At 64.7% G+C, this 25,568-nt stretch carries 18 protein-coding genes, 2 pseudogenes and 1 other annotated feature; of the genes and pseudogenes, 16 read left to right on the plus strand and 4 right to left on the minus strand.

From position 1 onward, the window contains the following. Window positions 1-134: 134 nt before the first annotated feature. The 3 genes from ACE11G_RS00325 (at window position 135) to ACE11G_RS00335 (ending at window position 4,383) form a co-directional block, all read left to right on the plus strand. Complete coding sequence (locus tag ACE11G_RS00325; RefSeq protein ID WP_006896704.1) at window positions 135-527, plus strand: DUF5318 family protein; 393 nt, start codon at window positions 135-137, stop codon at window positions 525-527. An 89-nt stretch (window positions 528-616) separates the two neighbouring features. Further along, the gene (locus ACE11G_RS00330; RefSeq protein WP_006896703.1) at window positions 617-2,875 is read left to right on the plus strand and encodes a transglycosylase domain-containing protein; all 2,259 of its coding nucleotides are present in this window, start codon (window positions 617-619) and stop codon (window positions 2,873-2,875) included. Beyond that, entirely contained in the window at window positions 2,875-4,383 is a 1,509-nt protein-coding gene (locus ACE11G_RS00335; RefSeq protein ID WP_045539790.1) for a glycosyltransferase family 87 protein, read from the plus strand. Before ACE11G_RS00330 ends, ACE11G_RS00335 begins: the two co-directional genes overlap by 1 nt. Here ACE11G_RS00335 and ACE11G_RS00340 read toward each other — a convergent pair. Further along, window positions 4,369-6,372 (minus strand): GNAT family N-acetyltransferase, encoded by a 2,004-nt coding sequence (locus ACE11G_RS00340; protein ID WP_006896701.1) that lies wholly within the window; start codon window positions 6,370-6,372, stop codon window positions 4,369-4,371. The genes ACE11G_RS00335 and ACE11G_RS00340 overlap by 15 nt on opposite strands. 161 nt (window positions 6,373-6,533) lie before the next feature. Between ACE11G_RS00340 and rpsF the strand changes: the two genes are divergently transcribed. The 4 genes from rpsF to rplI all read left to right on the plus strand — a co-directional run bounded on the left by rpsF (window position 6,534) and on the right by rplI (window position 8,245). Next, window positions 6,534-6,815: a 30S ribosomal protein S6 gene (gene rpsF / locus ACE11G_RS00345; RefSeq protein ID WP_006896700.1), complete on the plus strand. Its 282-nt coding sequence runs from the start codon at window positions 6,534-6,536 to the stop codon at window positions 6,813-6,815. A 110-nt stretch (window positions 6,816-6,925) separates the two neighbouring features. Beyond that, on the plus strand, window positions 6,926-7,480 hold the full coding sequence (locus tag ACE11G_RS00350; RefSeq protein ID WP_006896699.1) for a single-stranded DNA-binding protein: 555 nt from the start codon (window positions 6,926-6,928) through the stop codon (window positions 7,478-7,480). Window positions 7,481-7,520: 40 nt separating this feature from the next. After that, a complete protein-coding gene (gene rpsR, locus ACE11G_RS00355) occupies window positions 7,521-7,775 on the plus strand; it encodes a 30S ribosomal protein S18 (protein ID WP_006896698.1) in 255 nt (84 codons plus the stop codon). 20 nt (window positions 7,776-7,795) lie between these two features. Then, complete coding sequence (rplI, locus tag ACE11G_RS00360; RefSeq protein WP_006896697.1) at window positions 7,796-8,245, plus strand: 50S ribosomal protein L9; 450 nt, start codon at window positions 7,796-7,798, stop codon at window positions 8,243-8,245. Window positions 8,246-8,332: 87 nt separating this feature from the next. On the opposite strand, the gene ACE11G_RS00365 is transcribed toward rplI, so the two are convergent. After that, a complete protein-coding gene (locus tag ACE11G_RS00365) occupies window positions 8,333-8,911 on the minus strand; it encodes a hypothetical protein (RefSeq protein WP_051999650.1) in 579 nt (192 codons plus the stop codon). Between the two features lie 397 nt (window positions 8,912-9,308). On the opposite strand from ACE11G_RS00365, the gene dnaB reads away from it, so the two are divergent. Then, the gene (gene dnaB / locus ACE11G_RS00370) at window positions 9,309-11,522 is read left to right on the plus strand and encodes a replicative DNA helicase (protein WP_006896695.1); all 2,214 of its coding nucleotides are present in this window, start codon (window positions 9,309-9,311) and stop codon (window positions 11,520-11,522) included. 266 nt (window positions 11,523-11,788) lie between these two features. On the opposite strand, the gene ACE11G_RS00375 is transcribed toward dnaB, so the two are convergent. Then, the gene (locus ACE11G_RS00375; RefSeq protein WP_006896694.1) at window positions 11,789-12,607 is read right to left on the minus strand and encodes a hypothetical protein; all 819 of its coding nucleotides are present in this window, start codon (window positions 12,605-12,607) and stop codon (window positions 11,789-11,791) included. 238 nt (window positions 12,608-12,845) lie between these two features. Here ACE11G_RS00375 and ACE11G_RS00380 point away from each other — a divergent pair, with 238 nt between their 5' ends. From ACE11G_RS00380 to ACE11G_RS00415, 8 genes and pseudogenes are all read left to right on the plus strand, one after another. Further along, on the plus strand, window positions 12,846-13,508 hold the full coding sequence (locus ACE11G_RS00380) for a TnsA-like heteromeric transposase endonuclease subunit (RefSeq protein ID WP_228461459.1): 663 nt from the start codon (window positions 12,846-12,848) through the stop codon (window positions 13,506-13,508). Between the two features lie 377 nt (window positions 13,509-13,885). Next, window positions 13,886-15,700, plus strand: coding sequence for a DDE-type integrase/transposase/recombinase (locus tag ACE11G_RS00385; protein WP_020173033.1), 1,815 nt, complete (start codon window positions 13,886-13,888; stop codon window positions 15,698-15,700). An 83-nt stretch (window positions 15,701-15,783) separates the two neighbouring features. Then, a complete protein-coding gene (locus ACE11G_RS00390; protein ID WP_223259049.1) occupies window positions 15,784-16,755 on the plus strand; it encodes a TniB family NTP-binding protein in 972 nt (323 codons plus the stop codon). 32 nt (window positions 16,756-16,787) lie between these two features. Next, window positions 16,788-17,126: pseudogene (locus ACE11G_RS00395) on the plus strand (TniQ family protein); the annotation flags it as partial. Window positions 17,127-17,606: 480 nt separating this feature from the next. After that, window positions 17,607-18,317 (plus strand): hypothetical protein, encoded by a 711-nt coding sequence (locus tag ACE11G_RS00400; protein ID WP_223291355.1) that lies wholly within the window; start codon window positions 17,607-17,609, stop codon window positions 18,315-18,317. A gap of 63 nt (window positions 18,318-18,380) precedes the next feature. Continuing rightward, window positions 18,381-18,758 (plus strand): annotated as a pseudogene (locus ACE11G_RS00405) (TniQ family protein); the annotation flags it as partial. A gap of 1,443 nt (window positions 18,759-20,201) precedes the next feature. Beyond that, window positions 20,202-23,612 (plus strand): helicase-related protein, encoded by a 3,411-nt coding sequence (locus ACE11G_RS00410; protein WP_006896687.1) that lies wholly within the window; start codon window positions 20,202-20,204, stop codon window positions 23,610-23,612. Then, window positions 23,612-24,013: a hypothetical protein gene (locus tag ACE11G_RS00415; RefSeq protein WP_006896686.1), complete on the plus strand. Its 402-nt coding sequence runs from the start codon at window positions 23,612-23,614 to the stop codon at window positions 24,011-24,013. Before ACE11G_RS00410 ends, ACE11G_RS00415 begins: the two co-directional genes overlap by 1 nt. Window positions 24,014-24,028: 15 nt before the next feature. On the opposite strand, the gene ACE11G_RS00420 is transcribed toward ACE11G_RS00415, so the two are convergent. Beyond that, a protein-coding gene (locus tag ACE11G_RS00420; protein WP_223291304.1) for an IS3 family transposase occupies window positions 24,029-25,275 on the minus strand; the annotation gives its coding sequence in 2 pieces (ribosomal slippage) (window positions 24,029-24,990 and window positions 24,990-25,275; 1,248 coding nt in all). Next, window positions 24,869-24,997: a sequence feature (AL1L pseudoknot), on the minus strand. (Overlaps the previous gene by 129 nt.) Window positions 25,276-25,568 lie beyond the last annotated feature (293 nt).

Genomic DNA, 25,568 nt, shown 5'->3' on the forward strand with positions numbered 1-25,568 from the left:
CGATGCGTTATCGCGCCTTGATGCAGCATCTAATGTATCGCATCGATATAACTCGCAGTGAAGTTGCGAGTACGGCAGCGGCTTGATCTGCATCACAGGGCAGTCGTGGCGGGCTCGCGTCTAGGCTTGGGAACGTGCACCGGCAGATCGTGGACTACGCACTCGCGCGACGCGAGTGCCTAGCGCGTGTGCGGACGGGCCGCACGGCTCTGTCCCAGGTGTGCGACGCCGACCCCTACCTCTTGCGGGCGGCCAAGTTCCACGGAAAGCCGACCGACGAGGTCTGTCCCGTGTGCCGGAAAGAGCAGGTCACGGTGGTGTCCTGGGTGTTCGGAGAGCACCTCGGACACATCCACGGCTCGGCTCGTTCGGCGGGCGAGATCGAGGCCCTCGACGGGAGCGCCGGCGCCTTCACGGTTCACGTCGTCGAAGTCTGCCGAACCTGCCGGTGGAACTATCTCGTGCAGTCGTACGTTGCCGGATTGCCCGAGGGCGCCGGTCGACGGCGTCGCCGGGTCGCCAAGTGATGTGACCGGAGTTGGCGCAGCCGCAGCCATACGTCACAGTTGAGAGTGTTAGTTTCGTCCGCGCAACAGCGCAGAGAAGTGGGTGAGCGATGACCAGCGGTAAAGGTGCTGCGACGTCGGAGAAATCGACGGCGGTGAAGGCCACGGCGTGGACGCTGGGCATTCTTGCCGGAGCAGTGCCGCTGGTCGCCGTCTTCCTGGTGGTGGCCTTCCTGTTCACCTACTTGACGGTGGACGTGCCGTCGCCGGGCGACATCAAGCAGAACCAGGTCGCCACCATCACCGACAGCAAGGGCGGGACGATCGCCAAGATCGTGCCACCCGAGGGCAACCGGACCGACGTCAAGTACGAGGACATCCCGCAGTCCATGGTCGACGCGGTGAAGGCCGCCGAGGACCGAGACTTCGACTCGAACGCGGGTTTCTCGACCTCCGGCTTCACCCGGGCCGTGCTGGGCAAGGCCTTCGGCAAGTCCGGTGCGGGCGGCGGCTCCACCATCACCCAGCAGTACGTGAAGAACGCGATCGTCGGTGACGAGGTCAGCTACAAGCGCAAGTTCAAAGAACTCGCGATCGCCACCAAGATGTCCCGCCAGTGGTCCAAGGAAGAGATCATGGCGGCGTATCTGAACACCATCTACTTCGGCCGCGGCGCCTACGGCGTCGACGCCGCCGCGCGCGCGTACTTCAACAAGCCGCTCAAGAAACTCACCCCGTCGGAGTCGGCGCTGCTCGCGGGCATCATCCGCGGTCCGTCGATCTACGATCCCGCGGTGAACCCGGATCTGGCGGTCAGCCGCTGGAACTACGTGCTCGACGGCATGGTCTCGATCGGCGCACTCAGCAAGTCTGACCGCGACGCGCAGAAGTTCCCGAAGGTCGCGAAGGTCAAGGACCAGACGGCCGAGGCCAACGAAGGACCCAACGGCCTGATCAAGCGGCAGGTGCTGGCCGAACTCGAGAAGCTCGGCATCACCGAGCAGCAGGTGCAGACCTCCGGTCTGAAGATCACCACCTCGATCGATCCGAAGGTGCAGAAGGCGCTGGTCTCCGCCGCGCGCAACAAGCTCGACGGCGAGCCGAAGAACCTGCGCACCGCGTCGGTGTCCATCGATCCCGCGACCGGCGGCATCCAGGGCTACTACGGCGGCGAGGACGGACAGGGCTGGGACTACGCCTCGGCCGGCCTGCAGACCGGTTCGATCTTCAAGGTCTTCGCGCTGGTCGCGGCCCTGGAGCAGGACATCCCGCTCTCGAAGTACTACAGCTCGGCGCCGTACGAGGCGCCCGGCGGCCTGGTGGTCCAGAACTCCGACGGCGAGAGCTGCGGCAGCTGCAACCTGGCCACCGCGCTGAAGATGTCGCTGAACACCGTCTACTACCGGCTCATGATGGACCTGAACGGTCAGGCCGACGCGGTCGCCGACACGGCGCACCGGCTCGGCATCGCCGAGAGCTTCGGCGACATCCAGCACACCCTGCAGGAGAAGAACGGCCACAGTGAAGGCGGCGTGGTCCTGGGCCAGTACCCGTCCCGCGTGCTCGACATGGCCTCGGCCTACGCGACGCTCGCCGCGTCGGGCATCCACCGCGACCCGTTCTTCGTCCAGAAGGTCGAGACCTCGACCGGCGACGTGCTCTTCGAACGCCAGAAGGACAAGGGCAAGCGCGTGGTCTCGGAGGCCGTCGCGGACAACGTGACCTCGGCGATGATGCCGATCGCGGCCTACTCCAACGGCAACTCGCTGTACGACTCGACCTACGGGCCGCGGCCGTCGGCGGCCAAGACCGGTACCGCCCAGCTCGGCGACACGGGATACAACAAGGACGCGTGGATGGCCGGCTACACGCCGCAGCTGTCGACGGCCACCTGGGTCGGCACGGACAAGGGCGCGCCGCTGCGCAACTACTCCGGATCGTCGATCTACGGCAGCGGACTGCCCGCTCAGATCTGGAAGGCCTCGATGGACGCCGCCCTGGAGGGCGAGCCGATCGAGCAGTTCCCGACCCCCGAGGCGGTCGGCGGACAGGCGGGCGTCCCGTATGAGCCGCCGCCCACCACCTACACCCCGACCGAGACTCAGACCACCCGCGAGCGTCCTCGACTTCCGCGTCTGCCCGGGCAGAACGAGAACGGCGACGTGGTGATCGCTCCGGGCGTCACGATCCCGATCGGCGGCGGTGACGATGAGTCGCCCACCCAGGAGCCGGGCACCGGCGGTGACGACGGAACCGGAACAGGTCCGGGCAACGGAACCGGCAACGGCAACGGGACCGCGAACAACAATCGCGGCCGCAATCCGACCGATCAGCAACTCGCTCCAGCAGCACCGGTGCCCGCGACGTAGTGACGCAGCAGCCGACGTGGGACTCGCCGGAACCGCTCGCAGATGATCTGCGGGTGGAGACCGAGCGTGTGGTGCCGTCGTGGTCGAGCCCCCAGTTGGCGGCGGCCAGCGACTCGATCGGCGGGCCTGTCGGACTGCACGCCGCCGTCGGTCGCAGTCGGACCTGGACGCCGGTGCGGGTGGTCCTCCTGCTCGCCCTGGTGGGGCTGTCGATCAGCTGGTTCGGCAAAGCCGGCTGCATCCAGCAGGCGCCCGTCCAGGACGCACCCGGTCAGGTGCGTCTGAACTGGGACAACCAGCGGCAGTTCGTCGGCCTGTGCTACTCCGATCTGGTCGCGTCGTACGAGCAGGACAAGCTGACTCCCGCCGACCTGGCCAAGGGCGCCTTCCCGTACCGCACCCACTGGACGCAGAGCGACGGCGACGGCGCCCAGACCAAGGCTTATCTCGCCGAGCCGGCGCTGACTGGGCTGTTCATGTACGTCAGCGCCCAGGCCGCGCGGGGCTGGGGCCTGTTGGCCGACACCCTGGGGCTGCCGAAGACGCTCGACGTGGTGAACTACTTCAACATCAGCGCTGTGCTGCTGTCGCTGTTCTGGCTGCTCGCGGTGTGGGCCACGATGATGACCGACCGCCGCCGACTGTGGCTCGGCGCGCTGATGGCGCTCTCGCCCCTGCTGTTCTTCCACGCCTTCACCTCGACCGACGTCATCGCCATCGCGATGGTCGCCGTGGCGATGCTGTGCTGGACGCGCGGCCGCCCCGGCTGGACGGGTGTCTTCGCCGGCCTCGGCGCGGCCGCGGCGGTGTATCCGCTTCTGCTTCTGCCCGCGATCGCGGTCCTGTGCGTCCGGCAGCGAGAGCTCCGCAGGCTGGCGGTCGTCGTCGGAGCGGCGGCGGCGAGTTGGCTGGCGATCAATCTGCCGCTGATGATCCTGTACCCGACGGGATGGAGCCAGGCTTTCCGTGTCTGGCGCGACCGCGGCGTGGAACCGGACACCCTGTACCGCCTGATATCGATGGCGACCGGATGGAACCCGTCGACGGCCCTGCTCAACGGCATCGTCCTGCTGCTGCTGATCGCCGTGGTCGCCGCCGTCGCATACATCGGGCTGCGCGCGAGCGGCGAACCGACCCTGGCGCAGCTGATGTTCCTGCTGGTGGCCGGCTTCCTGCTGTTCGGAAAGGAATGGACACCGCAGTCGTCGCTGTGGCTGGTCCCGCTCGCCGTGCTGGCGGTCCCGTACCCGAGCGCGGTGCTGGCGTGGATGACCTTCGACGCGCTCGTCTGGATTCCGCGGATGGGCCTGTTCCTGGACCCGAGCCGCAAATGGCTTCCGCCGGACGTCTTCTACGCCGTCAACACGCTTCGCGGTGCGGTTCTGGTCGGCTTGTGCGCGGTGGTCGTGTGGCAGCTGCTCCGCGTCGACGACGACGAACCCTCATCGTCCCGGCTGATGCGTTCGCCGGTCGCAGGCGAAGCCGCGACCGGGTCACCGAGCGTCTGATCGAGCTCCGAGCCGCGCCGCGAGCAGATCCCGCGAGGCCGGCCAGTCGTCGTCGACGATCGCGAACTGGGCGGTGGTCCGCCATCCGCCGCGGAATCGGCGGTGCTTTCCCAGCTCGCCCTCCGGAACCGCGCCGAGTCTGGTGATCGCGGCGCGCGAACGGGCGTTCTCGGCGTGGGTGTGCCACACGATCCGCACCGCGTCGCACACGGTGAACGCGTACTCGCAGAGCAGGAGTTTGGCCGCCGGATTGACCGCGGTTCCCATCGCCGCGGGGCCGTAATAGGTGTAGCCGATCGCGAGGGACCGGTTCGCGGAGTCGACGTCGTAGAAGCTCGTGGTGCCGACGAGCCGTCCCTGCGCGTCGAGGACGGCGAACGGTATGCGCCGCGGATCCGAGAGCGCCGCGGTGATCCAGGCCGCGGCAGCTGCCGTGTCGCGCGGCAGGTCGCCGGTCCATTTGTACAGTTCGGGATCGCCGGCAACCCTGCCGAGCGCTTCGGCGTCCGCGGGCACGAGCGGTCGAAGGGTCACGTGCCGGTTGGCCAGCGTCGGCGCGCCGAGCCAGCTGCGGGCGCCGGCCGCATCGGCGACGGCGAGTCGGGTGAGCGGTCCCTTCGGCGGCACACCGCCGGTCAGATACGAGGCGAGCGGCTCGCGGGGCCGGGCTCTGACGAACACGAAGATGAGCGCCACGAGCAGGACGGCGTGGGTCCAGACGCCGAAGTTGACTCCGGCGAGGACCCAGGCGCGTGTGGTCGCCGAGTAGTTCATCAGGAGGTGGAAGATCGTCAGATCGAGGGCCGCGTCGGCCACCAGGTACAGCGCGATCAGCCACCAGCGGACCCGCTGCAGCACGAAGAACGGGAGGATCCAGAGGGTGTACTGCGGCGAGTGAACCTTGTGGAAGACCATGAATCCGGCGAGCATCGCGGCGCTGACGCCCAGCCACGGGAACACGCCGTCGCGCCGATAGACGCGCCACCCGAGCCAGCAGGCGAGGGCGAACGAGCCGATGATCAGCAGGGGTGACGCGACGTCGACGATGCTGTTGTAGGTCGAGGTCTCACCGCCGGTCAGGAAACGCAGCCCCCAGTACCAGATCGAGTTGGTGGAGAGATTCGCCTCGCGCTTGCTCTGGAAGTCGATTGCGGCCTTCCATCCCTCGTAGCCGGCGATCATGAACGGGACCTGCGTCACCGCGACCGTCACCACGGCCGACAGCGCCACATAGGCCGCACCGGCCCAGTCGAGCCCCCGCGGCCTGCGATCGGTCTTCTCTCCACGGGTGAGGACGTAGAGCATCAACGGCAGAACGAAGAGTCCGGGATAGATCTTCAGGGAGAACCCCACCCCGAGCGGGATCGCCGCCACGATCGCTGTGGTCCGCACCGACCAGCGTCGCAGGCCGGTCGCGGGATCCGCGGAGCCGCCCCAGGCCATGACGGCCACACCGGCTACCGCGGCGCAGACCACCGGGAGTTCCCAGTTGTGCAGGGCGTAGAGCATCAGCGGCGGGGTCGCGGCCCAGAGCAGCACCCACCAGCGCGTCATCAGCGCCAGGAGGATCGTCGTGATGAAGGCGAAGGGCAACAGAATGACGAGGCTGTGCCAGAGGAACTCGCGGTCGGTGTGGGCGCCGAGCGAACTGAACCACATGATCAGTCCCGACAGCACCGGGTACTCGACGACGCCGCCGAACAGTTCGCCGCTCGGCGTGATCCCGCCGTGGATGTACGGGAAGACGTGGTCGGCCAGGCCGCGGCCGTGCCACATCGTCATCAGATCCGAGTAGCAGGGGACGACGTCGTACGGGCTGCCGTAGAGCCATTCGCGTTTGGCGCCCGACGTCGGGGTGGTGCAGCGCACCTTCGTCGCATAAGAGGCCGCGGCCGACGCGGCGGTGAACAGCATCGCGGTCACGAGGATCACGGCGGTCTCACCGAAGTGAAGCCGCTTGGCGGCGAAGGCATTGCGGGCCGATGGCATGCGATGAGCCTAGTGCAGCCCGGTGACGTCCGCCGGTGCGGCCCGGCGGTGATTTCGCAGGTCAGTCCGCTCTCATGTATCTTTGACAGGTTGCCGACGCAGGCGACCCTCCTGCCACGGACCGTCCGTGGCCGAAAGCCCATAGGAGGTGATGTGGTCTTATGCGTCATTACGAACTGATGGTGATCCTCGATCCGAGCCTGGACGAGCGCACCGTCGCCCCATCCCTGGATACCTTCCTCAACGTTGTTCGCAACGAAGGCGGCAAGGTGGACGACGTCGAGATCTGGGGCAAGCGCCGCCTGGCCTACGAGATCGCGAAGCACAACGAGGGCATCTACGCCGTCGTTCAGCTGAACGCGACTCCGGCGACCGTGAGCGAGCTCGATCGTCAGCTGAAGCTGAACGAGTCGGTGCTCCGCACCAAGGTCCTGCGCAAGTAATCCACAGCCTGCGGAGCACGCTGACATTGTCGGTGCCCGCCTCTAGGGTGGTGTCAACCACTTCACAGGGCGCGCCAGTCAGCGTTCTTCGACACGATTAGGGGAGTCTCATGACGGACACGGTCATCACGGTCGTCGGAAATCTGACCGCCGATCCGGAACTGCGGTTCACCGCTTCCGGTGCGCCGGTCGCCAATTTCACGGTGGCCTCCACTCCGCGGACGTTCGACCGTCAGACGAACGAGTGGAAAGACGGCGAAGCGCTGTTCCTCCGCTGCAGCATCTGGCGCGACGCCGCCGAGAACGTGACCGAGTCCCTCACCAAGGGCACCCGAGTGATCGTGCAGGGCAAGCTCAAGCAGCGGTCGTACGAGACCCGTGAAGGGGAACGTCGCACCGTCGTCGAGCTCGAAGTGGATGAGATCGGTCCCTCGCTCCGTTACGCGACCGCCAAGGTCAACCGCACCCAGCGTGGTGGCGGCAACTACGGCGGTGGCGGCGGATACGGCGGCAATCAGGGTGGCGGAAACGCAGGCGGTGGCTTCGGCGCACCGCAGGGCGGACGCCCCCAGCAGGCCGCGAGCCAGCCGGCCGACGACCCGTGGGGCAGTGCGCCCGCAGCGGGCGGCGGCTTCGGTGGCGGGGACGACGAACCACCTTTCTGATTCCGGGCCGCCACCCGGAGACCATTGACTGGAGCAATACATGGCAAAGCAAAAGGGCCGCAAGCCCCGCGTGGAGAAGGTCACGAAGGCCAAGGCCTGCACCTTCTGCAAGGACAAGAAGACCGTCATCGACTACAAGGACACCGCGCTGCTGCGTCGTTTCCTCTCTGACCGCGGCAAGATCCGTTCGCGTCGCGTCACCGGCAACTGCGTGCAGCACCAGCGCGATGTCGCTGTGGCCGTGAAGAACTCGCGTGAGGTGGCGTTGCTGCCGTTCACGTCGACCGGACGCTGAGCGGGAAAGGACAGAAGACAATGAAGCTGATCCTGACCGCATCGGTTGAGAATCTGGGCGAGGCCGGTGACACCGTCGAGGTGCGTGACGGCTACGGCCGCAACTACCTGCTGCCTCGCGGACTGGCGATCGTCGCCACCCGCGGTGCGCTGAAGCAGGTCGAGGGCATCCGCCGCTCGCAGGAGGCTCGCGCGGTGCGCGACCTCGACCACGCCAACGAGATCAAGCAGGCTCTCGAGGGCCTCGACAACGTCTCGCTGACCGTCAAGACCCACGACTCGGGCAAGCTGTTCGGCTCCGTCTCGGCGTCGGACGTCGCGGGCGCCATCCGCGCTGCGGGCGGCCCCGTCGTCGACAAGCGCAGCCTGGAGCTGCCGAAGGGCCACATCAAGGCTCTGGGCGAGTACCCCGTCGTCGTCAAGCTGCACCCGAAGGTGGAGGCCAAGCTGAGCCTCGCCGTCGTCAGCTGACGTAGAGCATCGAAGGAGGCCGGTCACCCCACGGGGTGGCCGGCCTCTGACGTCGGTCCGGTGCGCCGCTCGCATCCGACACCGTCGTCACCGACGTGCGGGTTGCGGGTGACGTTTCGGGTTCGCGGAGTGCGCGGTATCGCCGGCGGGGTACAGGAACCGATGGCCGGCGCGGCTGAGGAGGAATCCGCGATTCCAGTTCCGGCATGCGACGACCCCGGCACGAGGCGCCGCGCAGGTGACGTTCGCGACCGTGATCCGGCTGCCTACCGGGAGCACGCGGGGCCGGTAGCCGCTCACCGGGCCCAGCTGGAACGACGTTCCCTTGCGCACCCAGTACGGACCCTGGCTCTCGCCGCTGACCGCCACGCCGATCGTCCCGGGCGGCGCGGTGGCGGGGCGTCCCCGGCAGGCCATCGCATTCGCCTGCGGACCGATCTGGCAGCGCCAGCCGCCCGCGGTGAAGTAGTGGCGTCCGTTGTCGACGTAGGCCACCGAGCGGTAGTCGTCGGCGTTCACCGAGCGGTACGGCGAGAAGTCGAAGTCCGACGCCCGCGGTGCCGCGTGTGCGATCGCGGGGACCGACGCGGCCAGCAGCGCGATCACGGCGACGACAGTCGCCCGGATGCTCGCTCGCGCAGGATGGGACACACGCACGTTTCCCATTTGAGCACGACAGCCCGTCCGGCGCGCGGAATCGGGCGGATCGCACCGGGTGCGCGACCGCGGATTCGGGTGCACGGTGGATCACCTGAAGTGCTGCTGGACGGTGTTTCGGCGTGGCGCAAGCCGACACGCCGGTGATTCCGCAGCCGGGTTCTGTGGATTTCGTCAACAAGCTCTGACCTGGGGTTACGACGTGAATTCCACGACATTTCCCCACCTGCTCCACAGGGTTGTGCACATGTCTTCCTGCAACGTCCACAGTTGTCCACACGGGCTCCACAGCCCTGTCCACAGGGGGTGGTTGGCAGCATCGCGCCCCTGGCCCTAACCTTTCTGAAGTGTTCGGTTTCCCTTGCGGAAATCACCGGTTGTCGTTGCTGTACCAGGGGGTGTGTGAGTGGCTATTGAGGCCGACCTCGGGCGCGAGCCCGATCTCCCGCCAGAACCTCCGACGGAGGAGTTCGGACGACAGCCACCGCAGGATCAGCAGGCCGAGCAGTCGGTTCTGGGCGGCATGATGCTGTCGAAGGACGCGATCGCCGACGTGCTCGAACGGATCCGTCCCGGCGACTTCTACAAGCCCGCTCACCAGGCCGTGTACGACGCGATCCTCGAGTTGTACGGCCGCGGCGAACCCGCCGACGCCGTCACCGTCGCCGCCGAGTTGGAGCGCAAGGGCGAACTGCGCAAGGTCGGCGGCGCGCCGTACCTGCACACGCTGATCTCGACAGTCCCCACCGCGGCGAACGCCGGCTACTACGCCGAGATCGTCGGCGAGAAGTCGATTCTGCGCAGGCTCGTGGAGGCGGGTACCCGCATCGTGCAGTACGGCTACGCCGGGGCCGACGGCCAGGACGTGGCCGAGGTGGTCGACCGAGCGCAGGCGGAGATCTACGAGGTCACCGAGCGTCGCACCACCGAGGATTACGTGCCGCTGGAGGAACTGCTCCAGCCCACGCTCGACGAGCTCGATTCGATCGCGTCGCGGGGCGGACTGTCGTTGGGCGTGCCCACCGGTTTCGCCGACCTCGACAAGCTGACGAACGGTCTTCATCCCGGTCAGATGATCATCGTGGCGGCGCGTCCGGGCGTCGGCAAGGCGCTGGCGCTCGACACGCCGCTGCCGACTCCGAGCGGGTGGACCACGATGGGCCGGGTCGCGAAGGGTGACCTGCTCCTGGGGGCCGACGGTCGTCCGACCACCGTCGTCGCCGCGACAGAGGTGATGACCCGCCGGCCCTGCTATGCGGTGGAGTTCGACGACGGCGGTGTGATCGTCGCCGATGAACAGCATCAGTGGGCCGTGGAGGTCGACGGCGAGGACCGGCTGCTGACCACCGAACAGCTCCAGATCTACGGCGGCCGCGCCAGCATCGCCAACGCTGCGCCGCTCGAACTGCCGTACCGCCCGCTGGCCTACGGCCCGTACACCGTCGGCGCGCTGGCCGGAATGGCGTATGACGACCCGGAGATCGGCGCGCGGATCGAGGCCGAGGGTCCGGTCGACGTCATGACGTTGATGACGGATCTGGGCGGCCGCATCCCGCACGAGTACCTGCGCGGTTCGGTGCCGCAGCGGCGCGCGCTGCTGGCGGGCATCCTGGACTCCCGCGCGCGTGTGGACGACGACGGCTGGATCACCGTGCCCGCGGCCACCAACCACATGTCTTCCGTGGTCGGGGATCTCGCCGCCGGCCTCGGCTACACCTTCCGCCGGGCCAGCAGCGGCTGGATCCGGCTCAACGCGCCCGACGACGTGTTCACCGTCTTCGAGAAGGCCCAGCGACACAAGGAACTGCGCAGCAGCGTGCGGGCGCGGCGGGTGGTGTCGGTGCGCTCGGTGCCGAGTGTCCCGGTGCGGTGCGTCGAAGTCGACAACATGAGCCACCTGTACCTGGCGGGTGAGGCGATGGTGCCGACTCACAACTCCACCCTCGCCATGGACTGGCTCCGTTCGGCGTCGATTCATCACGGGCTCACCTCGGCCATGTTCTCGCTGGAGATGAGCAAGACGGAGATTGTCATGCGACTGCTGTCGGCCGAGGCGAAGGTGAAGCTCGGCGACATGCGGTCGGGCAACATGAGCGACGACGACTGGAGCCGGCTGGCGCGCCGCATGGGCGAGATCACCGAGGCGCCGCTGTTCATCGACGACTCGCCGAACCTCACCATGATGGAGATCCGGGCCAAGGCCCGACGGCTGAAGCAGAAGCACGATCTCAAGCTCGTCGTCATCGACTACATGCAGCTGATGACGTCGGGCAAGAAGGTCGAATCACGTCAGCAAGAGGTCTCGGAGTTCTCGCGATCGATCAAGCTGCTCGCCAAGGAGCTCGAGGTGCCGGTGGTGGCGATCAGCCAGCTGAACCGTGGCCCCGAACAGCGGACCGACAAGCGTCCCCAGGTCTCCGACCTGCGCGAATCGGGATCGCTGGAGCAGGATGCCGACATGGTCATCCTGCTGCACCGTCCCGACTCGACCGAACGCGACGACCCGCGCGCGGGTGAAGCGGACATCATCGTCGGTAAGCACCGCAACGGTCCCACTGCGACGATCACGGTGGCGCACCAGTTGCACCTGTCTCGGTTCGTCGACATGGCGCGGGGCTGAGCTGTCGAGATGCAGCGAAGATTAGCAAGGTGGTCCCGCTTGTTTAACAAGCCTGATCACGGCGTAAGAATCGCCCTGACTAGGGCAAACATGGTCAGGCGAGCGTTGCCCGTAGCCCGCGTTTCGGTATGATTTCCTGCTAATTTTGCCGGGGAATCTATTCCTGGAAATCGCCGAGTGCGCGGGTGAAACCGGGCGACGAAGGGGCTGAAGTGACCGGCGGCTGGCGGCAGGCTATCGGCGATTGGCTTGTGGGATGAGCTCGTCTAATTCGCAGATGACGTTGGTGCTGGTTTTGGGGATGTGCTCGGCGGATTCGACGCTTGCTCGGTGACTCCGTGACCGGGCTTGGTCAGCGGAAGGGTTGCGAGGTGCTTCTGGAGCCGCTTCGACATCGGCATGAACGTGACGAAGGTCAGGCTTCCCGAGACAACCGCGCCTACCAGCGGCACGACCTTGGCTGCGCTCTTGGCGAAGACCTGCTTGGTCATCTGAATGCCCAGGAGCCCTGCAACCTTCTTGACCACCGGATATATCGCACCCTTGGTGAGAGCCTTCTGCGGCAGCTTCCTGGCCACTTCACTTGCGATCAACTTCGAGACTTGCGCCACGCCGGCCTGGGCCGCGTTCACGCCAAACATCACGCCGATGAACAGCGTGAGCATGCTTTCGGTCGCGGAGTCCATTCCGTCGGCGCTGTCGTCGAAGAGCTCCGGCCAGCTGTAGATGTAGGCGAGCTTCTGGACGACGCGAAGAAGGTGCCCATAGTACTGCGCGATATCAGCCGGGACCGTGCCGATCGCTGCGAGGCCTCCAGGGATGCCGGCTGCCGTGGAAAGTGTCGTCACCTTGCCGGTCTCGAACTTGATCACGCTGTTGGCGATCTTGTCGATCACTTGAGGTGTTACGCCTGCTTCGGCCGGTGTTGTGGCGATAGCGAGTTTGATCTGCTCGTCGGTGCAGTATCGCTTCAGCTCTCTGCGGAGGAAGGCCTCCCGGTTGATCTGCACACCCGGCAGCTGAGCCGATGCCTGCAGCGTCTGCTCGAACTTCGTCGACGGAGCGACCTGATTGCCTTTGGCCATGGGAGCAACCTATCGCAGCCTTCCGACACGGACCGCTGATGGGGCGAAGGAGACGTCGGCCTATCACCCGAAATGCCTCGCTGACCGATTGTCGACTTGCTCCCTTAGTAGCCCTTCGACCTCGATTTCTTGCTAGATTTGGTGCTAATTCCTGCGGAAGCGGAGGTGTCACTTGACCGAGAGTTCCCGCGCGGCGGTGACGTGGCGGTTCCGATTCGCTGGCGACAAGGTGTCCCGCGTGTTGAACTGGCGGTCCGACGGTCCGCCGGATCTCGCACGTGTAGTTCCGATTCGCAAGCCTCGATCCTCGGAACGTCACCGGCACATACCTGTCACTGCGTATTCACTGACCATGCGCGACCACCTAGAACTCGAGTCGGGCCTCGAGCATGACCTCTTGCGACGCCTGGACCGGCTCAACGATATCGTCGCGCTGATACCGCAACCGTGTCAGCTGAAGCGGGGCGGATCGTCCTCGGCGAAAAACACGCCCGACTTACTCAGCCTTGACGACACCGGGGCGGTAACGCTCTGGAATGCACGCCTGCCGCACAAGATGGACGACAAATTCAAGCTTCAGGTCGCAATGGTCGAGGCCGCCTGCGCGAATGTGGGATGGCGTCACGAGGTATTCAACGGACTCGACCGCGTAGAACGCCTAAACCTTCTGTGGCTGCACGGCTACCGCCGAAGGCCTTCCTGGTATGACCAGGTGGCTGGCGAGATCGGGAAGGAAGCAAGTAACGACGCCGCGACTCTGGGCTCCCTATTTCGTCTGGATACCGGAAACGGGGAGGCCATCGCCGTGGTCTGGCACATGGTCTGGTCCGGTGAGCTGGATACCAACCTCTCGAAGCGATTGACGATGGAAACGCCAGTGCGCGCGGGACTGGTGGCGTAGTGGACACAAGTCGCACAGTGGTTGAGGTCGGTGGCCGACTTCTGACTGAGTGGGGAACCGGTCTGGTGACAGCGGTATCAGCGGCCGGCGTAGACCTCCGCACCAGCGTCGGCGATTCCTTGCACGTCGATTGGCCCGAACTCGCAGAGGTGCGAGTCGTGGTCGATGGCGATGTAGCGCCAATCAGACCGGCGCTCCGCCCGTACTGGGATGGCCTGTCTGAGGAAACGCGCCGAGCCGCCCTCGACAAACTTGAAATCGTGCATGAGATACTGACCGGCTACCGGGACGGTCACGCCGAACTCGCGCGCGATGGCGAACCGCGCCCACCCTTCGGCGAAGGCTTCGGCGTCTCCGAGGCGGCGCGCTGTCGCGCGATGGCGGTCGCGTTGCAGCAAGAAGCTGTGGGAGATCGTGCCCTACAACGCCGCATCGCGAACGGTGAGATCAAGCGATCGGCTCCGGTCGACAGCACCATCCGCAACTGGGTGCGTGCATGGAAACGCGACGGACTACTCGGGCTCCTCGATGCCAGATCCCTGCGTCGCGAACAGACGTGGGAGCGAATCGATGAGCGCTATCGGACTGTTGCTGAGTTGGTCTTCGCCACCCTGGACGGAGATCGGGCGGACGCCAACATCAGCGAGCTTGATCGGCGGATCAAGGTTGAGCTCAAGCGTGCAGGGCACGTGGATGTCTCCACGCCGCAGCGTCTGACGGCAGAGTATCTCGCGCACCTCAAACGGGGCGCGGGCGCAACAACCCGCACCCAGAGAAGCCGGTCGCTACAGCGCGTGTCGGGCAAAGAGCACTTCCCCGCAATCAGGCCTGGGCAAATAGTCGCCATCGACGCCACGAGGGCGGACAACCTCGTATACGACCCGCTTCTCGGGCGACCCTTCAGCGTCGAAATCCTCACTGCAATCGACGTCGCCACCAGAGTGGTCCTCGCACTGCGCGTGGTGCCGAAGAGCGCCGATGGAATCGATGCCGGGCTACTTCTCTACGACATCTGCCGCCCGTTCTCGATGATGGTGGAGGGCACCACCATCAGTCACTGGCGCTGGGCCGGTTTGCCCCAAGTCGTCGACGCTTCTGATGTCGCGGTCAACGTTGGGCGCAGAAGTGTTGCACCCGATTTCACTACGCTTCAAGGAGAGCACCACATCCCTGGCGTCATGCCGGACGCGATCCGCGCCGACCACGGTTCGATCTTCGTGTCCGATCACTTCCGCGCGATTCTGCGCGACTTCGGGATTGACTTGTTGCTCAGTCGCGGGAAGAAGCCAACGGACAACCCCCACGTTGAACGCTGGCACGAGACGCTACAACGGGCCGTTCAACAGCTCCCCGGCTACAAAGGTCGCAATACCTCGGAGCGCGGTCGATTGGTCGCCGAGGAGGCATTGGTCACGGCCGCCGAACTGGAAGAACACCTTCGGCGATTCGTCGCCTTGGACTACCACCGGTCGTGGCACACAGGCTTGGTTATCGGTGGTGAGCCCACCGCTCGCACCAGTCCTTTGGAGCTCTGGGACATCATGCTCGACGTCACCGGCCGTATCGACGTACCGCAGCGTGCAGACATGATCTATCAGATGCTTCCGGTCAAGTGGGGCACAGTCGGAGTCGCAGGTGTCGAGTTTGCTGAGATGGTCTACGACGGCAAGCTGCTCGATGATTTTCGGAATGTCGCACGGGGCCAGTTCAGGGACGACGACAACAAGGTTCCCTTTCTTGTCGACCCGCACGACTTGTCGAGCATCTGGTTCCCGCACCCCGAGACCGGCCGTGTACGCCCCGTTGCGTGGCGAGGATCTTTCTTCACTGACGCGCCGATGACCGATACGATCGTTCAGGCTGTTAGGCGGCGCGTCCGCGAACGCGGCGGCAACCACATTCTGAGTCGGGGCTCAGCGCAGCGGCAGATCCTCGACGAGCTCACGGAACTCACCTCTGGGCCCGTTCCAACTGACTGGACTGCCAAACTGTCAGCCGCGCACCGCAGAGTTGAACAATCGCGCAAAGACCACGAAGAAGCTCAGGCAGCCCAAGGTGCAACCCGCGACGAAGCCACTCAGTCGGGCGGCAACGAAGCACGCACCAAGACGCCCCATACCGATTCACCCCAGGACGACGTTCCCTTGGACATCCTCGACGTCCCGTGGCCGACGATGCGGGCCGACTCCTGATGGACTCTCTCGCTTGGCATTTGGCTTGCACCAAAACGGAGTTGCCAGAACCACCTCTGTACACGTCGGCTGGTTGGGACAGGATGACATCCGAGGACCGCTCGCGGGCGGTCGATGCGCTGCGTCAATGGATGAATGGACTCTACGTCGAAACGGCCGAGACCCGCGCAGTCGCAGACCGACTCACTGAGATCGTGCAGGAGAATTCTGAAACGGGCCCCGGTGCGAAGGCAATAGCGTCGGTCACAGGCGCAAGCACGCTCGGGAAGAGCACGGCGGTCCGCCGCTGGGCCACAAGGAAATACGTGGAATGGATCGTAGGCGCACCGAAAGGCCCTGCAGAACTGCCCACGTGGAACCCTCAGCCAACGATCGACGCAGACCTATGCCCCGTCGTTTGGGTCAACCTGCAATCTGGCTCGATGGTCAAAGGATTCAACTCCCAAGTCCTTGACTTCTTCCGCTTATCCGCCAGCGGCGCCGCCCACCAGACGTCAACCGCCGCGGTCAGGGCATTGGCACGCCACGGCGTGCGCACCCTTCTCATCGACGACTTCCATCTACTGCGTACCAACTGGAAGGGCGGCCGGGAGGTCCTCGATCACGTGAAGTACATGAACACCGAGCTCGGCGAATTCAACGCCAGCTTAATTCTGGTTGGGACAGACCTCGAATCCAGTGAAGCCATGAGCGATGCCCAGCTTATCGGCCGCCTCCAGCCAATGAGCTTCAGTCCTTACGGAATCGAGACTTCGGAGGAGCAACACGCGTGGCAGCAACTGCTCTACGGGCTGGAAGGTTATCTCCTTCCGCATCTCCCTCGGGCAAGCGAAGGGCTTCTCACTTCACAGCTCGCGGGGCCCATCTGGAAGCGATCTCAGGGCTACGTCGGTGACGCGACACGCCTCCTCCGCATTGCGACACTTGCAGCGATCGCCGACGGCACGCACACGATCAACCCAGAACACCTGAAGGAAGTCCGCCTCAGTAAACGAGCGCACGCAGCAGAGGCGGAAATCGATCTTCGGCGCCGCAGCAAGCAGAGCAGGGTGTGATGTCACCGGCAGACAACGGAAGGGGGCTATCCATGCGAGAGCCTCGTATCGGCTATCTGCCTGCTCGACCGATTCCAGCCGACGATGAATCGCTGGAGTCCTTCGTATTGCGCGCGGCGACGGCGAATTGCACCACCGTCACCAAGATCCTTGGTCGAAGTCAGTTATCGCGATCAGCGTCTGACTACGAGCCGATTCTGCGGCACCTGGCCACGCTGACGCGCCAGCCATTCTCGCGCATTTCGGCGATGACCCTTGATGACTGCCATAGTCGAGTGCTCGCGAAGGAAGGCTGGCTGGCAAGTGAGTGGGGTCAGCATTGCCGTTGCGCCCCAAACGGAGTGGCACGGCGAGAGTGGGCTTTGGCTCTGTCTCCGGTCTGCTTCTACTGCGGGCACCTCATCGGGATGCCCGGTAGTGGCACTGCGCAGTTGACCAGAGTTCCCAATCGGATTCTGTCGGTCTGCAAGGAGGTCTCGTCCGCTGCACACAGATCTACGACTGACTTCGATGCACTCGACCGACTTGAGTGTCTCCGTGCGGAACTACCCTCGGTGGCTCGTCGGCTCAGTCGAGGATCTGCACACTGGATCCCAGCTGATGCTCAGTTGGTGACCACTGCGACGGCAGATCTTGCGACGAGTCACGAGTCCGAGGAAGAGCTACCGCGATCTCCTGCCGTTCGTGCACTGGCCATCGCAATGGCCTGGGAAGAACAGCGAACGTGGCTGACACCACGAGTATCTCCACATCCACGTCCCACTCCTGTCCGACCAGAGAATTCTGAAATACCCGATTCGCAGGTCTTCACTCGACGGGTACTCCGCACAGGCGCGAAGACTGTCAAGACCATGCGGTTACCGAAGAGCTCAGTCCGCCATCCACGCGGCGAAGATCTGATGCGGCTGGCGCTTGGCCATACGCAATTGACGCTTGACCACATCCCAGGGATCTACCGGCAAGAAGGCGAACCGTTCGTGCTCGACCCCGCCCAGTGGTTGTGGCGTTCCAGAGTCGCGCTACTTCTCAGTCAATGTGTTCGGTTGCGCGATCATTGGAGCCTTGCCGACGAGCCGACCTACCGTCTGACGAAAGCTGGTAGCTACTCGATTTGCATAGGGGCGTGGCCGAAATGGACTCCGATCTTCCACCGCGAGAGCGACATTGCCCATGCGATGAATCTGGCGCGAGCTCTATGCCTCGACGAGCTCGTCAACTACCGTGAGCGCCGCGACGCGTTAAGACGGATTGAAGCCGCCCCGCCGGACCTGGTCGGCACCCTGCCCGCAGCCGCCCGGAACTTCGATGGCTGCGCCCGGCTCGCCGCATCTTGGATGTGGTTCGATGCAACCTGTGATAGCCCGCGTACATGGCCAGACGCCGAACACCTGAAAGCATTTGACGCTGCGCTCAACCCCGAAGGCCGTCTCATCCTCCGCAGTGCCGCCGAAGCGATCTGCGTCGCCGACGAAGATCTTGTGCGTCAGGTTGGGAGTGGAGACTTCGGTGTGGTGGATTCGGACCGAGTCTCAGAAGAGGACCGGACTCGTGTGGGCGCGTGACTTCCAGTCGCTCGCCCACTGCGGGCGCTACCAAACCGCGACGGCGATGGAGCCTCTGAGCTAATGCTCCCCGCTCGAGTTGCAATCGATCCACGCGAGTCGCTTGATTCGTACCTCGAGCGGATTGCACTTGTGAACGATCTGACGACCAAGAGTCTTGTCCGCATGCTCAAGGAGAACCGGGACGGATCGTCGGTCTCGACGGCTTTCATGCTGGTCCGGCCTAGCGATGAGCTCGTCGGCCGAATAGTGGATCTCACTGGGCTGGGGGCATCGGCCGTCGAGAATTCGACCTTGTTGCGTTACGACGGAGGCGCGCCACTCAACCTCGACGGCTTCGACCCGCTCGATCGGGCGAGCTACCGCGCCATCGTTTGCCAGGGGTGGTTCCCGCAGCATGGGACGCAACTATGCCCACTCTGCCTATCGCACGACGGAATCTGGCAGCTGTCGTGGAAGCTACCGGTGTCGACAGTGTGTCCCGACCACGGCGTCTACCTGGTCGCTGAGTGTTCAAGATGTAGCCGGCGCTTTCGAACGCGACACCACAGTCCGCTGCGTCCTCGGCTCGATGAACACCAGCCGTGCGGGAATCCGCTCGGATTCTCGGCTCCCTGCCGACACTCCATCCTGAGAGAGAAACCGACGGCTGCATCCGAAGGTGCAATTCGGACCGCAACACGGGTTACGGCCGCTATCCAAGGCGAAGAAACGAGCGTTCTCGATGGCGCTCTCGCGCCCCCCGCGTACCTCGCAGAAGTCCGAAACTTAACCACTCTTCTACTTCACCTCGCATCCCGGTCTCGCGCAAGGGGTTTCGTCGAATGGGCCGGAGATCTCCAAGCCGAAGCCGCTGGTCGCACAACTGAGCTTCGAGGGCCTCGGTGGGGTATTCAGCCGCCGACAAGTGCAGTCACCCGCGGTGAAGCACTGGCGGAGGCGGATGGGATTCTGTCCAGTCCGGAGAGTGCGGACGCCGTCGCACGGTTGGCCGAGTGGTTCGATCTGATCCCGGACGTCCCGGGCGGCCCGAGAGGATGGATCGTCAATCGCGCGGCAAAGAGTCCGGTGTTGAGCTGGCTGGTGGTCCAGGTGCTTTCAGCCCGCCGCCATGTCGGCCTGCAGATCGATCATCACGACGCGTTGATCGATCTGCCGCTGTCTGCGATCCCTCAACTCCTCGATGAGCACACCTACCGTCGTCATTTCGCTGGGATGCTGACAACGCAGGAAAGCACGGGGCGGCTGTACGCCTCCCTGTGTATTGCGCGCGCACAACGGCCAGGGTCGACGTGGTCCACTGCTGCAGCGAGTATCGAACTCGACCCGGACATTGGCAGACGGACATCGCGAGCGGCGAGCACGCGACTGGCCGCGAGTCCTTCAGAGATCGCGGCAGCCGCCAGCGCGGCAGCGAGGGAACTATCGCGTCGACGGGATTTTCGGGCGCTCGAGCGACGAGTCATCGAGCTCGCGAGTACGCCCGACACGTGGTTCACCGATTGGGCGCGGTCGGCGAGTCCGAGGAGGCGCGCGGCCGCACTCCCGTACGCGGTGACATGGATGTGGTGCGAGGTTGCTCAGGGGGGGTTGGACACCAGCCCGGCGTGGCCGCCGCCGGTGACCCGACAATCGAAGGCGGCTTATCGGGTGTTTCGTGACACGCTTCCGGAGGAGTTGGGGCGAGCATTGCGCGAACTCGCCGATGGGAACTCGAGGTGACGGGCGTCGGGCGGCACCTCAGCGAAGTCTTCGACAGCTTCTCAGCAAGCGTTCGAAGGCCTGGCAATGCCACTCGGCTTGGTCTCGTTGAATTCCTGGCGATGGCGAACCTGTCAGTATCGGCGGGTAGCGTTCGAGGGCTGGCAATGAGGAGGTCCACGCGTGCAGCTTGAAGAGTTGAAGCCCGGTCTGCGAGTCGAGGGTCTCATTCCCGCAGAGGTGATCACTGTCATCGCTGCTCAATGGCATGGCACGGACGCACTCGCACTCACTTACCAGAACGGCTCAGGTGGACTTGGCCAACAGGTTGTGTTCCGCAAGGACCAGGACAACCTCAGCGTCGCCACCAGCGGTAGCCGCGCGTTTGACGCCACCGCCAGCGACTTCAAGCTCGTCGCCGAGGCCCAACGTATCTCGCTGGCCGGCCTTTTCGATCCAATGCTGGCCGTCGCCACGAGCGACGTGCAGCCGCTGCCGCACCAGATTCGCGCGGTGTACGGCGAACTCCTACCGCGGACCCCGCTTCGGTTCCTTCTCGCCGACGACCCCGGTGCCGGCAAGACGATCATGGCCGGCCTCTACATCAAGGAGCTGCTGCTCCGCGACGACGTCAAGCAGTGCCTGATCATCGCTCCCGGTGGACTGGTCGAGCAGTGGCAGGACGAACTGTTCTTCAAGTTTGGGCTGCGGTTCGACCTGCTGACCAACCAGCTCATCGATGCCAACATCAACCTCAACGTCTTCGAAACGAACCCACTCGTGATCGCACGCATGGATCAGCTCTCCCGCAACGAGGCACTCCAGGCCCAACTGAAGGAGACGGAGTGGGATCTGATCATCGTCGACGAGGCACACAGAATGGGAGCGCACTACTTCGGCGGGAAGCTGGAGAAGACCAAACGCTTCCTGCTGGGGGAGCTGCTCGGCCAAATTACCCGCCACCTCCTGCTGATGACCGCGACTCCACACTCGGGCAAGGAAGAGGACTTTCAGCTCTTCCTCACTTTGCTCGACCGCGATCGGTTCGAGGGCAAGCAGAAGAAGTCTGTCGACGTCACCGGAATCATGCGGCGCATGGTCAAGGAAGACCTGCTGACGTTCGAAGGTAAGAAGCTCTTCCCTGAACGCATCGCCGAAACTGTGCCCTACGAGTTGACCGAGCGGGAGAAGGGCCTCTACGAGGACGTCACTCGCTACGTCCGCGAGGGCATGAACCGTGCCGACAGGCTTGGCGGCAAGCGTAAGAACACTGTCGGATTCGCCCTGACTGTCCTTCAGCGCAGACTCGCCTCCAGCCCTGAGGCGATCTACAAGAGCCTCGTCCGCCGCACCGAACGGCTGGAGCGCAAGAAGACCGAGATCCTCAACGGCACCTACAAGGAACCCGACGACGTCATCGGCTCGGGCGACTTCGACGAAGATGAATACAACGCCGAAGAACTGGAGCAGCTTGAGGAAGACGTGATGGACGCGGCCACCGCCGCCCAGACCGTCGAGGAGCTCAACGCAGAACTTGTCGAACTCGCCGATCTGATTGCGACCGCCAAGAAGGTCCGCGAGGCTGGCACCGACCGCAAGTGGACCGAACTCTCCACGATCCTCCAGGACAATGCGCTGGTCACCGATTCGAACGGTTGGCCACGGAAGTTCATCATCTTCACCGAGCACCGCGACACCCTTGACTATCTCCAGTCCAAGATCGGCTCTTTGCTCGGCAAGCCCGACTCGGTCAAGGCGATCCACGGTGGCGTCCGCAGAGGTGAGCGGCGCGTGATCACCGAGGAGTTCACCAAGAACCGCGACGTCCAAATCCTCATCGCAACCGACGCCGCTGGAGAGGGGCTTAACCTTCAGGCCGCGCACCTGATGGTCAACTACGACCTGCCGTGGAACCCCAACCGCATCGAGCAACGCTTCGGCCGCATCCACCGCATCGGCCAAGAAGAGGTCTGCCGACTCTGGAACCTCGTAGCCTCCAACACCCGCGAGGGTGAAGTCTTCACCCGCCTGCTGGAGAAGCTCGACCAGATGCGTCAGACATACGGTGGCAAAGTCTTCGACGTCCTCGGCGAGGCGTTCACCGAGACCCCGCTGCGCAACCTCCTGCTCGATGCCATCCAGCACGGCGAGCGCCCCGACGTCAAGGCTAAAATGCATGAGGTCATCGACGCGTCGGTCGGGGATGGACTCAAGGATCTCCTCGACGAACGGGCATTGGCGTCGGAGAACCTGGCCGAGGCCGACCTGCATGCACTGCGCGCGGCAATGGACGAAGCACGCGCCCGCCGCCTTCAACCGCACTACATCGAGATGGCATTCAAGGCCGCCTTCGCCCGCCTCGGCGGCCGCATCGTGAGGCGCGAACAGGGTCGCTACGAGATCGCGAACGTGCCCCAGCAAATACGCGCCGCAGGCACAGGGCCGATCGCAACCAAGTACGACCGAGTCACGTTCGATCTTGGCAAGGTCCACGCCGACGAACTCAGCCGCGCCGACCTTCTCGCCCCGGATCATCCGCTGCACGACGCGGTCATGGACGAGTCCGTGCGACAGTTCGGTGGTTCCCTCAACCGAGGCACGATCTTGGTTTCCTCGACGCTGGAGGAGACACACCTGCTCGTCGGCGTGATCGAAGAGGTCGCCGACGCGACCGGAGAGTCCGTCGCACGCCGCTTCGGCTACGCATACGTCGACAGCTTCGGCACCGTGACGCCTGCCGGCCCCGCGCCCTACCTGGACTGCGTGGCGGCACCCGAGAACGCTGTCACCGATACAGCCCGCACCCTCCCGTGGCTGGCAGGTGCTGAAGACAAAACCACGAGCTGGATTATCGCCAACCAACTCCCCGACTACCTCGACGACGTTCAGCCGAGGCGCCTCGCGGAGTTGAGTAAGGCACGTGACCTGGTCATCAAGCGGCTCGAAGGTGAACGCGACCGCCTCATCCTCGATGCCGCCGTCGCGGCGGAAAAGGAACGCGCCGGTGAGAAACCGAAAGAATCATCGGAGAGCCTGAATCGTAAAGCCGTCGAACTCGACGCCCGTCTACGCAAGAGGCTCGCACTGCTTGACCACCAGCAGCTTATGTCGACCAAGCCACCACGCATCGTCACCGCAGCACTGGTGCTCCCCGTCGGGATACTGGAGACCGACCTACCCGCGACCGCGCCCATCCACGCGAAGGAGACCAAAGAGGTCGAACGCCGCGGTGTCGACTTGGTGATGGCCCGTGAACGTGAACTCGGACGCAAGCCCGTCGAGCAGGCCTTCAACAATCCCGGTTTCGACATCCTCTCCACAGACGCCAAAGGCGACACCTACCGCATCGAGGTCAAAGCGCGTATCGAAGGAGCGACCGACTTCTTCGTCACCCACAACGAGGTGATGGTTGGTAAGAACGCCGCCCCGCGTTACCGCCTCGCTCTCGTCCGCGTCGACCCGCGTGGCGCCCAGCACGACGAGGTCCGCTACCTCGACAACCCATTCGCCACCACCGACCTCGGTGACTTCAACGCCACCGGCATCCGAGGCGATTGGTCCAAGCAGTGGGCAAAAGGGAAGGCGCCGTTTTGATGGCATCCAAGTCCTCCCGAAAACGGCGGAACAAGAAGCGCCGCCAGGACGCTACTAAAGCCGGGCACGCCGACCAACACGTTCAGGTAGTGCTGGAGCGCGCCTTCGATACTGCTGGGTTGCTTTCAGACGTCTCGAAAGCGACCGACCCTGCAGCGGAGGTTGAGCGGCGCATCGATGATGCGGCGACGCAGTTCGTCGAGGGGTTCGCTGGCTACGACCCTCTGGGAACGCTTGAGGCCATTCGCATGATGACGTTGCCGTTCGCCCCGGCGGGCGTCTCGCCGCCCGCCAGCGCGCAGAGCGGCCCCGCTGTCGCAGAGGTCTTGGCCGTTGTGCTCCGGTGTGCGGAGTCAGAGATGGATTCCGGTGTCGAACCCAAGCGGGTCGATCAAGACTGAATCGCCCCGGGTTTGTCAGAGGCTCGCAAGTGCCGCGTCGGCGGGTACCGGTGCGGGGTGGTTGTGATGATAGGTGTCCTCGAGCTCGATGGGCGGGATCATGCCGATCTCGCCGTGCAATCGCCGGTGATTGAACCAGTCGATGTATTCCGCGGTCGCGATCTCGAGGTCGTCGATATTCTTCCAGGGCCCGCGGTTGCGGACCAGCTCGGCCTTGAACAGCGAGTTGAAGGCCTCGGCCAGGGCATTGTCGTATGAGTCGCCGGTGGAACCGACCGAGGCGGCCGCGCCAGCCTCGGCAAGACGCTCGGTGTAGCGGATGGCGACGTATTGAACGCCCTTGTCGCTGTGGTGCGTGAGCCCGGTGACCGACTGGCCTGCGCGATCGCGGGTCCAGATGCCCATCTCCAACGCGTCCAGCGCAAGGTCGGTCCGTAGCGACTTCGAGAGCTGCCAGCCGACCACGCGGCGAGAGAACACGTCGATGACGAACGCGGCATACACCCAGCCGACGAAGGTGCGGCAGTAGGTGATGTCCGCGACCCACAACTGGTTCGGAGCGGTTGCAGTGAAGTCGCGATCGACCAGGTCAGGCCGACTATCCGGGCCGCGACCGGAGATCGTGGTGCGCGGGCCCTTGGCTCGGCTAATCCCTCGTAACCCCGCAACGCGCATGAGCCGCTCGACCGTGCAGCGCGCGACGACGACGCCCTCGCGACGCAGTTGGGCGTGGACCTTCTTCGCCCCGTAGACGCCAAAGTTCGCCGAGTGGACGCGGTGGATCTCGATCAGCAGTTCCTCGTCGCGCAGTGCTCGCTTCGAGGGTGGTCGGGTCTTGAACGCGTAGTACGTGCTCGGCGCGATCTGCGTGCCCGCTGCGGTCAGCGTCCGACAGATCGGCTCGACGCCGAACTCATGCTTGTACTGGTCGATGTATTCCACGATCAACGCTGTGGGCGGTCGAGCTCCGCCGCGAAAAAAGCCGAGGCCGACCTCAGGATCGAGTTCGCCCTGCGCAGCTCACGCACTTCCTTCTCCAGCTCGACCAGGCGCTGGGACTCGCTGGTCGTGGTCCCGGGACGGTGCCCCTCGTCGACCTCGGCCTGCACAACCCAGTTCCTCAAAGTCTCGGGATTGATCCCCAGTTGCTCGCCCACACGGCGGAACGTGCCCGACCTCGTCGATGGATCGCGCCGTGACTGAACAGCCATCCTCGTGACTCTCTCCCGAAGCTCGTCGGGGTACTTCCTCGGTGCTGCCATGCTCCTCATCCTCCCGTGGATTCAGAGCCTCCACCAGACCCGGGGCGATTCACCCTTCAGCAGTACCCACCCCAGCCCTGCCGCCAAGCCCCGAATTGATCTACCAACCCTTCGCCGAAGGTACCCCGGAGGCGGGCACCGTGGCGCCGACCTTCCTGCCGGGTCGGGGTGTCGAACAGGTGAATTGCACGACTAGCCCGGCGGACACTCCTCGACTTTCGCTATTATCAGTAGCACTTCGTGCGAACCAAGATCGCCAGGCGCCCGAGAGCAGTCTCGGGGATGGGAGTGTG

It is taken from the genome of Gordonia sp. PS3, from assembly GCF_041950545.1.
Classification (GTDB): Bacteria; Actinomycetota; Actinomycetes; order Mycobacteriales; family Mycobacteriaceae; genus Gordonia; species Gordonia sihwensis.

Coding starts and splice junctions, on each gene's coding strand:
- ACE11G_RS00415 (WP_006896686.1), top strand. CDS start 23,612: ATGGCATCCAAGTCCTCCCGAAAACGGCGGAACAAGAAGCGCCGCCAG.
- ACE11G_RS00390 (WP_223259049.1), top strand. CDS start 15,784: ATGACATCCGAGGACCGCTCGCGGGCGGTCGATGCGCTGCGTCAATGG.
- rpsR (WP_006896698.1), top strand. CDS start 7,521: ATGGCAAAGCAAAAGGGCCGCAAGCCCCGCGTGGAGAAGGTCACGAAG.
- ACE11G_RS00350 (WP_006896699.1), top strand. CDS start 6,926: ATGACGGACACGGTCATCACGGTCGTCGGAAATCTGACCGCCGATCCG.
- rpsF (WP_006896700.1), top strand. CDS start 6,534: ATGCGTCATTACGAACTGATGGTGATCCTCGATCCGAGCCTGGACGAG.
- ACE11G_RS00375 (WP_006896694.1), bottom strand. CDS start 12,607: ATGGCCAAAGGCAATCAGGTCGCTCCGTCGACGAAGTTCGAGCAGACG.
- ACE11G_RS00400 (WP_223291355.1), top strand. CDS start 17,607: ATGCGGTTACCGAAGAGCTCAGTCCGCCATCCACGCGGCGAAGATCTG.
- ACE11G_RS00340 (WP_006896701.1), bottom strand. CDS start 6,372: ATGCCATCGGCCCGCAATGCCTTCGCCGCCAAGCGGCTTCACTTCGGT.
- ACE11G_RS00330 (WP_006896703.1), top strand. CDS start 617: ATGACCAGCGGTAAAGGTGCTGCGACGTCGGAGAAATCGACGGCGGTG.
- ACE11G_RS00365 (WP_051999650.1), bottom strand. CDS start 8,911: ATGGGAAACGTGCGTGTGTCCCATCCTGCGCGAGCGAGCATCCGGGCG.
- ACE11G_RS00385 (WP_020173033.1), top strand. CDS start 13,886: ATGGCGGTCGCGTTGCAGCAAGAAGCTGTGGGAGATCGTGCCCTACAA.
- rplI (WP_006896697.1), top strand. CDS start 7,796: ATGAAGCTGATCCTGACCGCATCGGTTGAGAATCTGGGCGAGGCCGGT.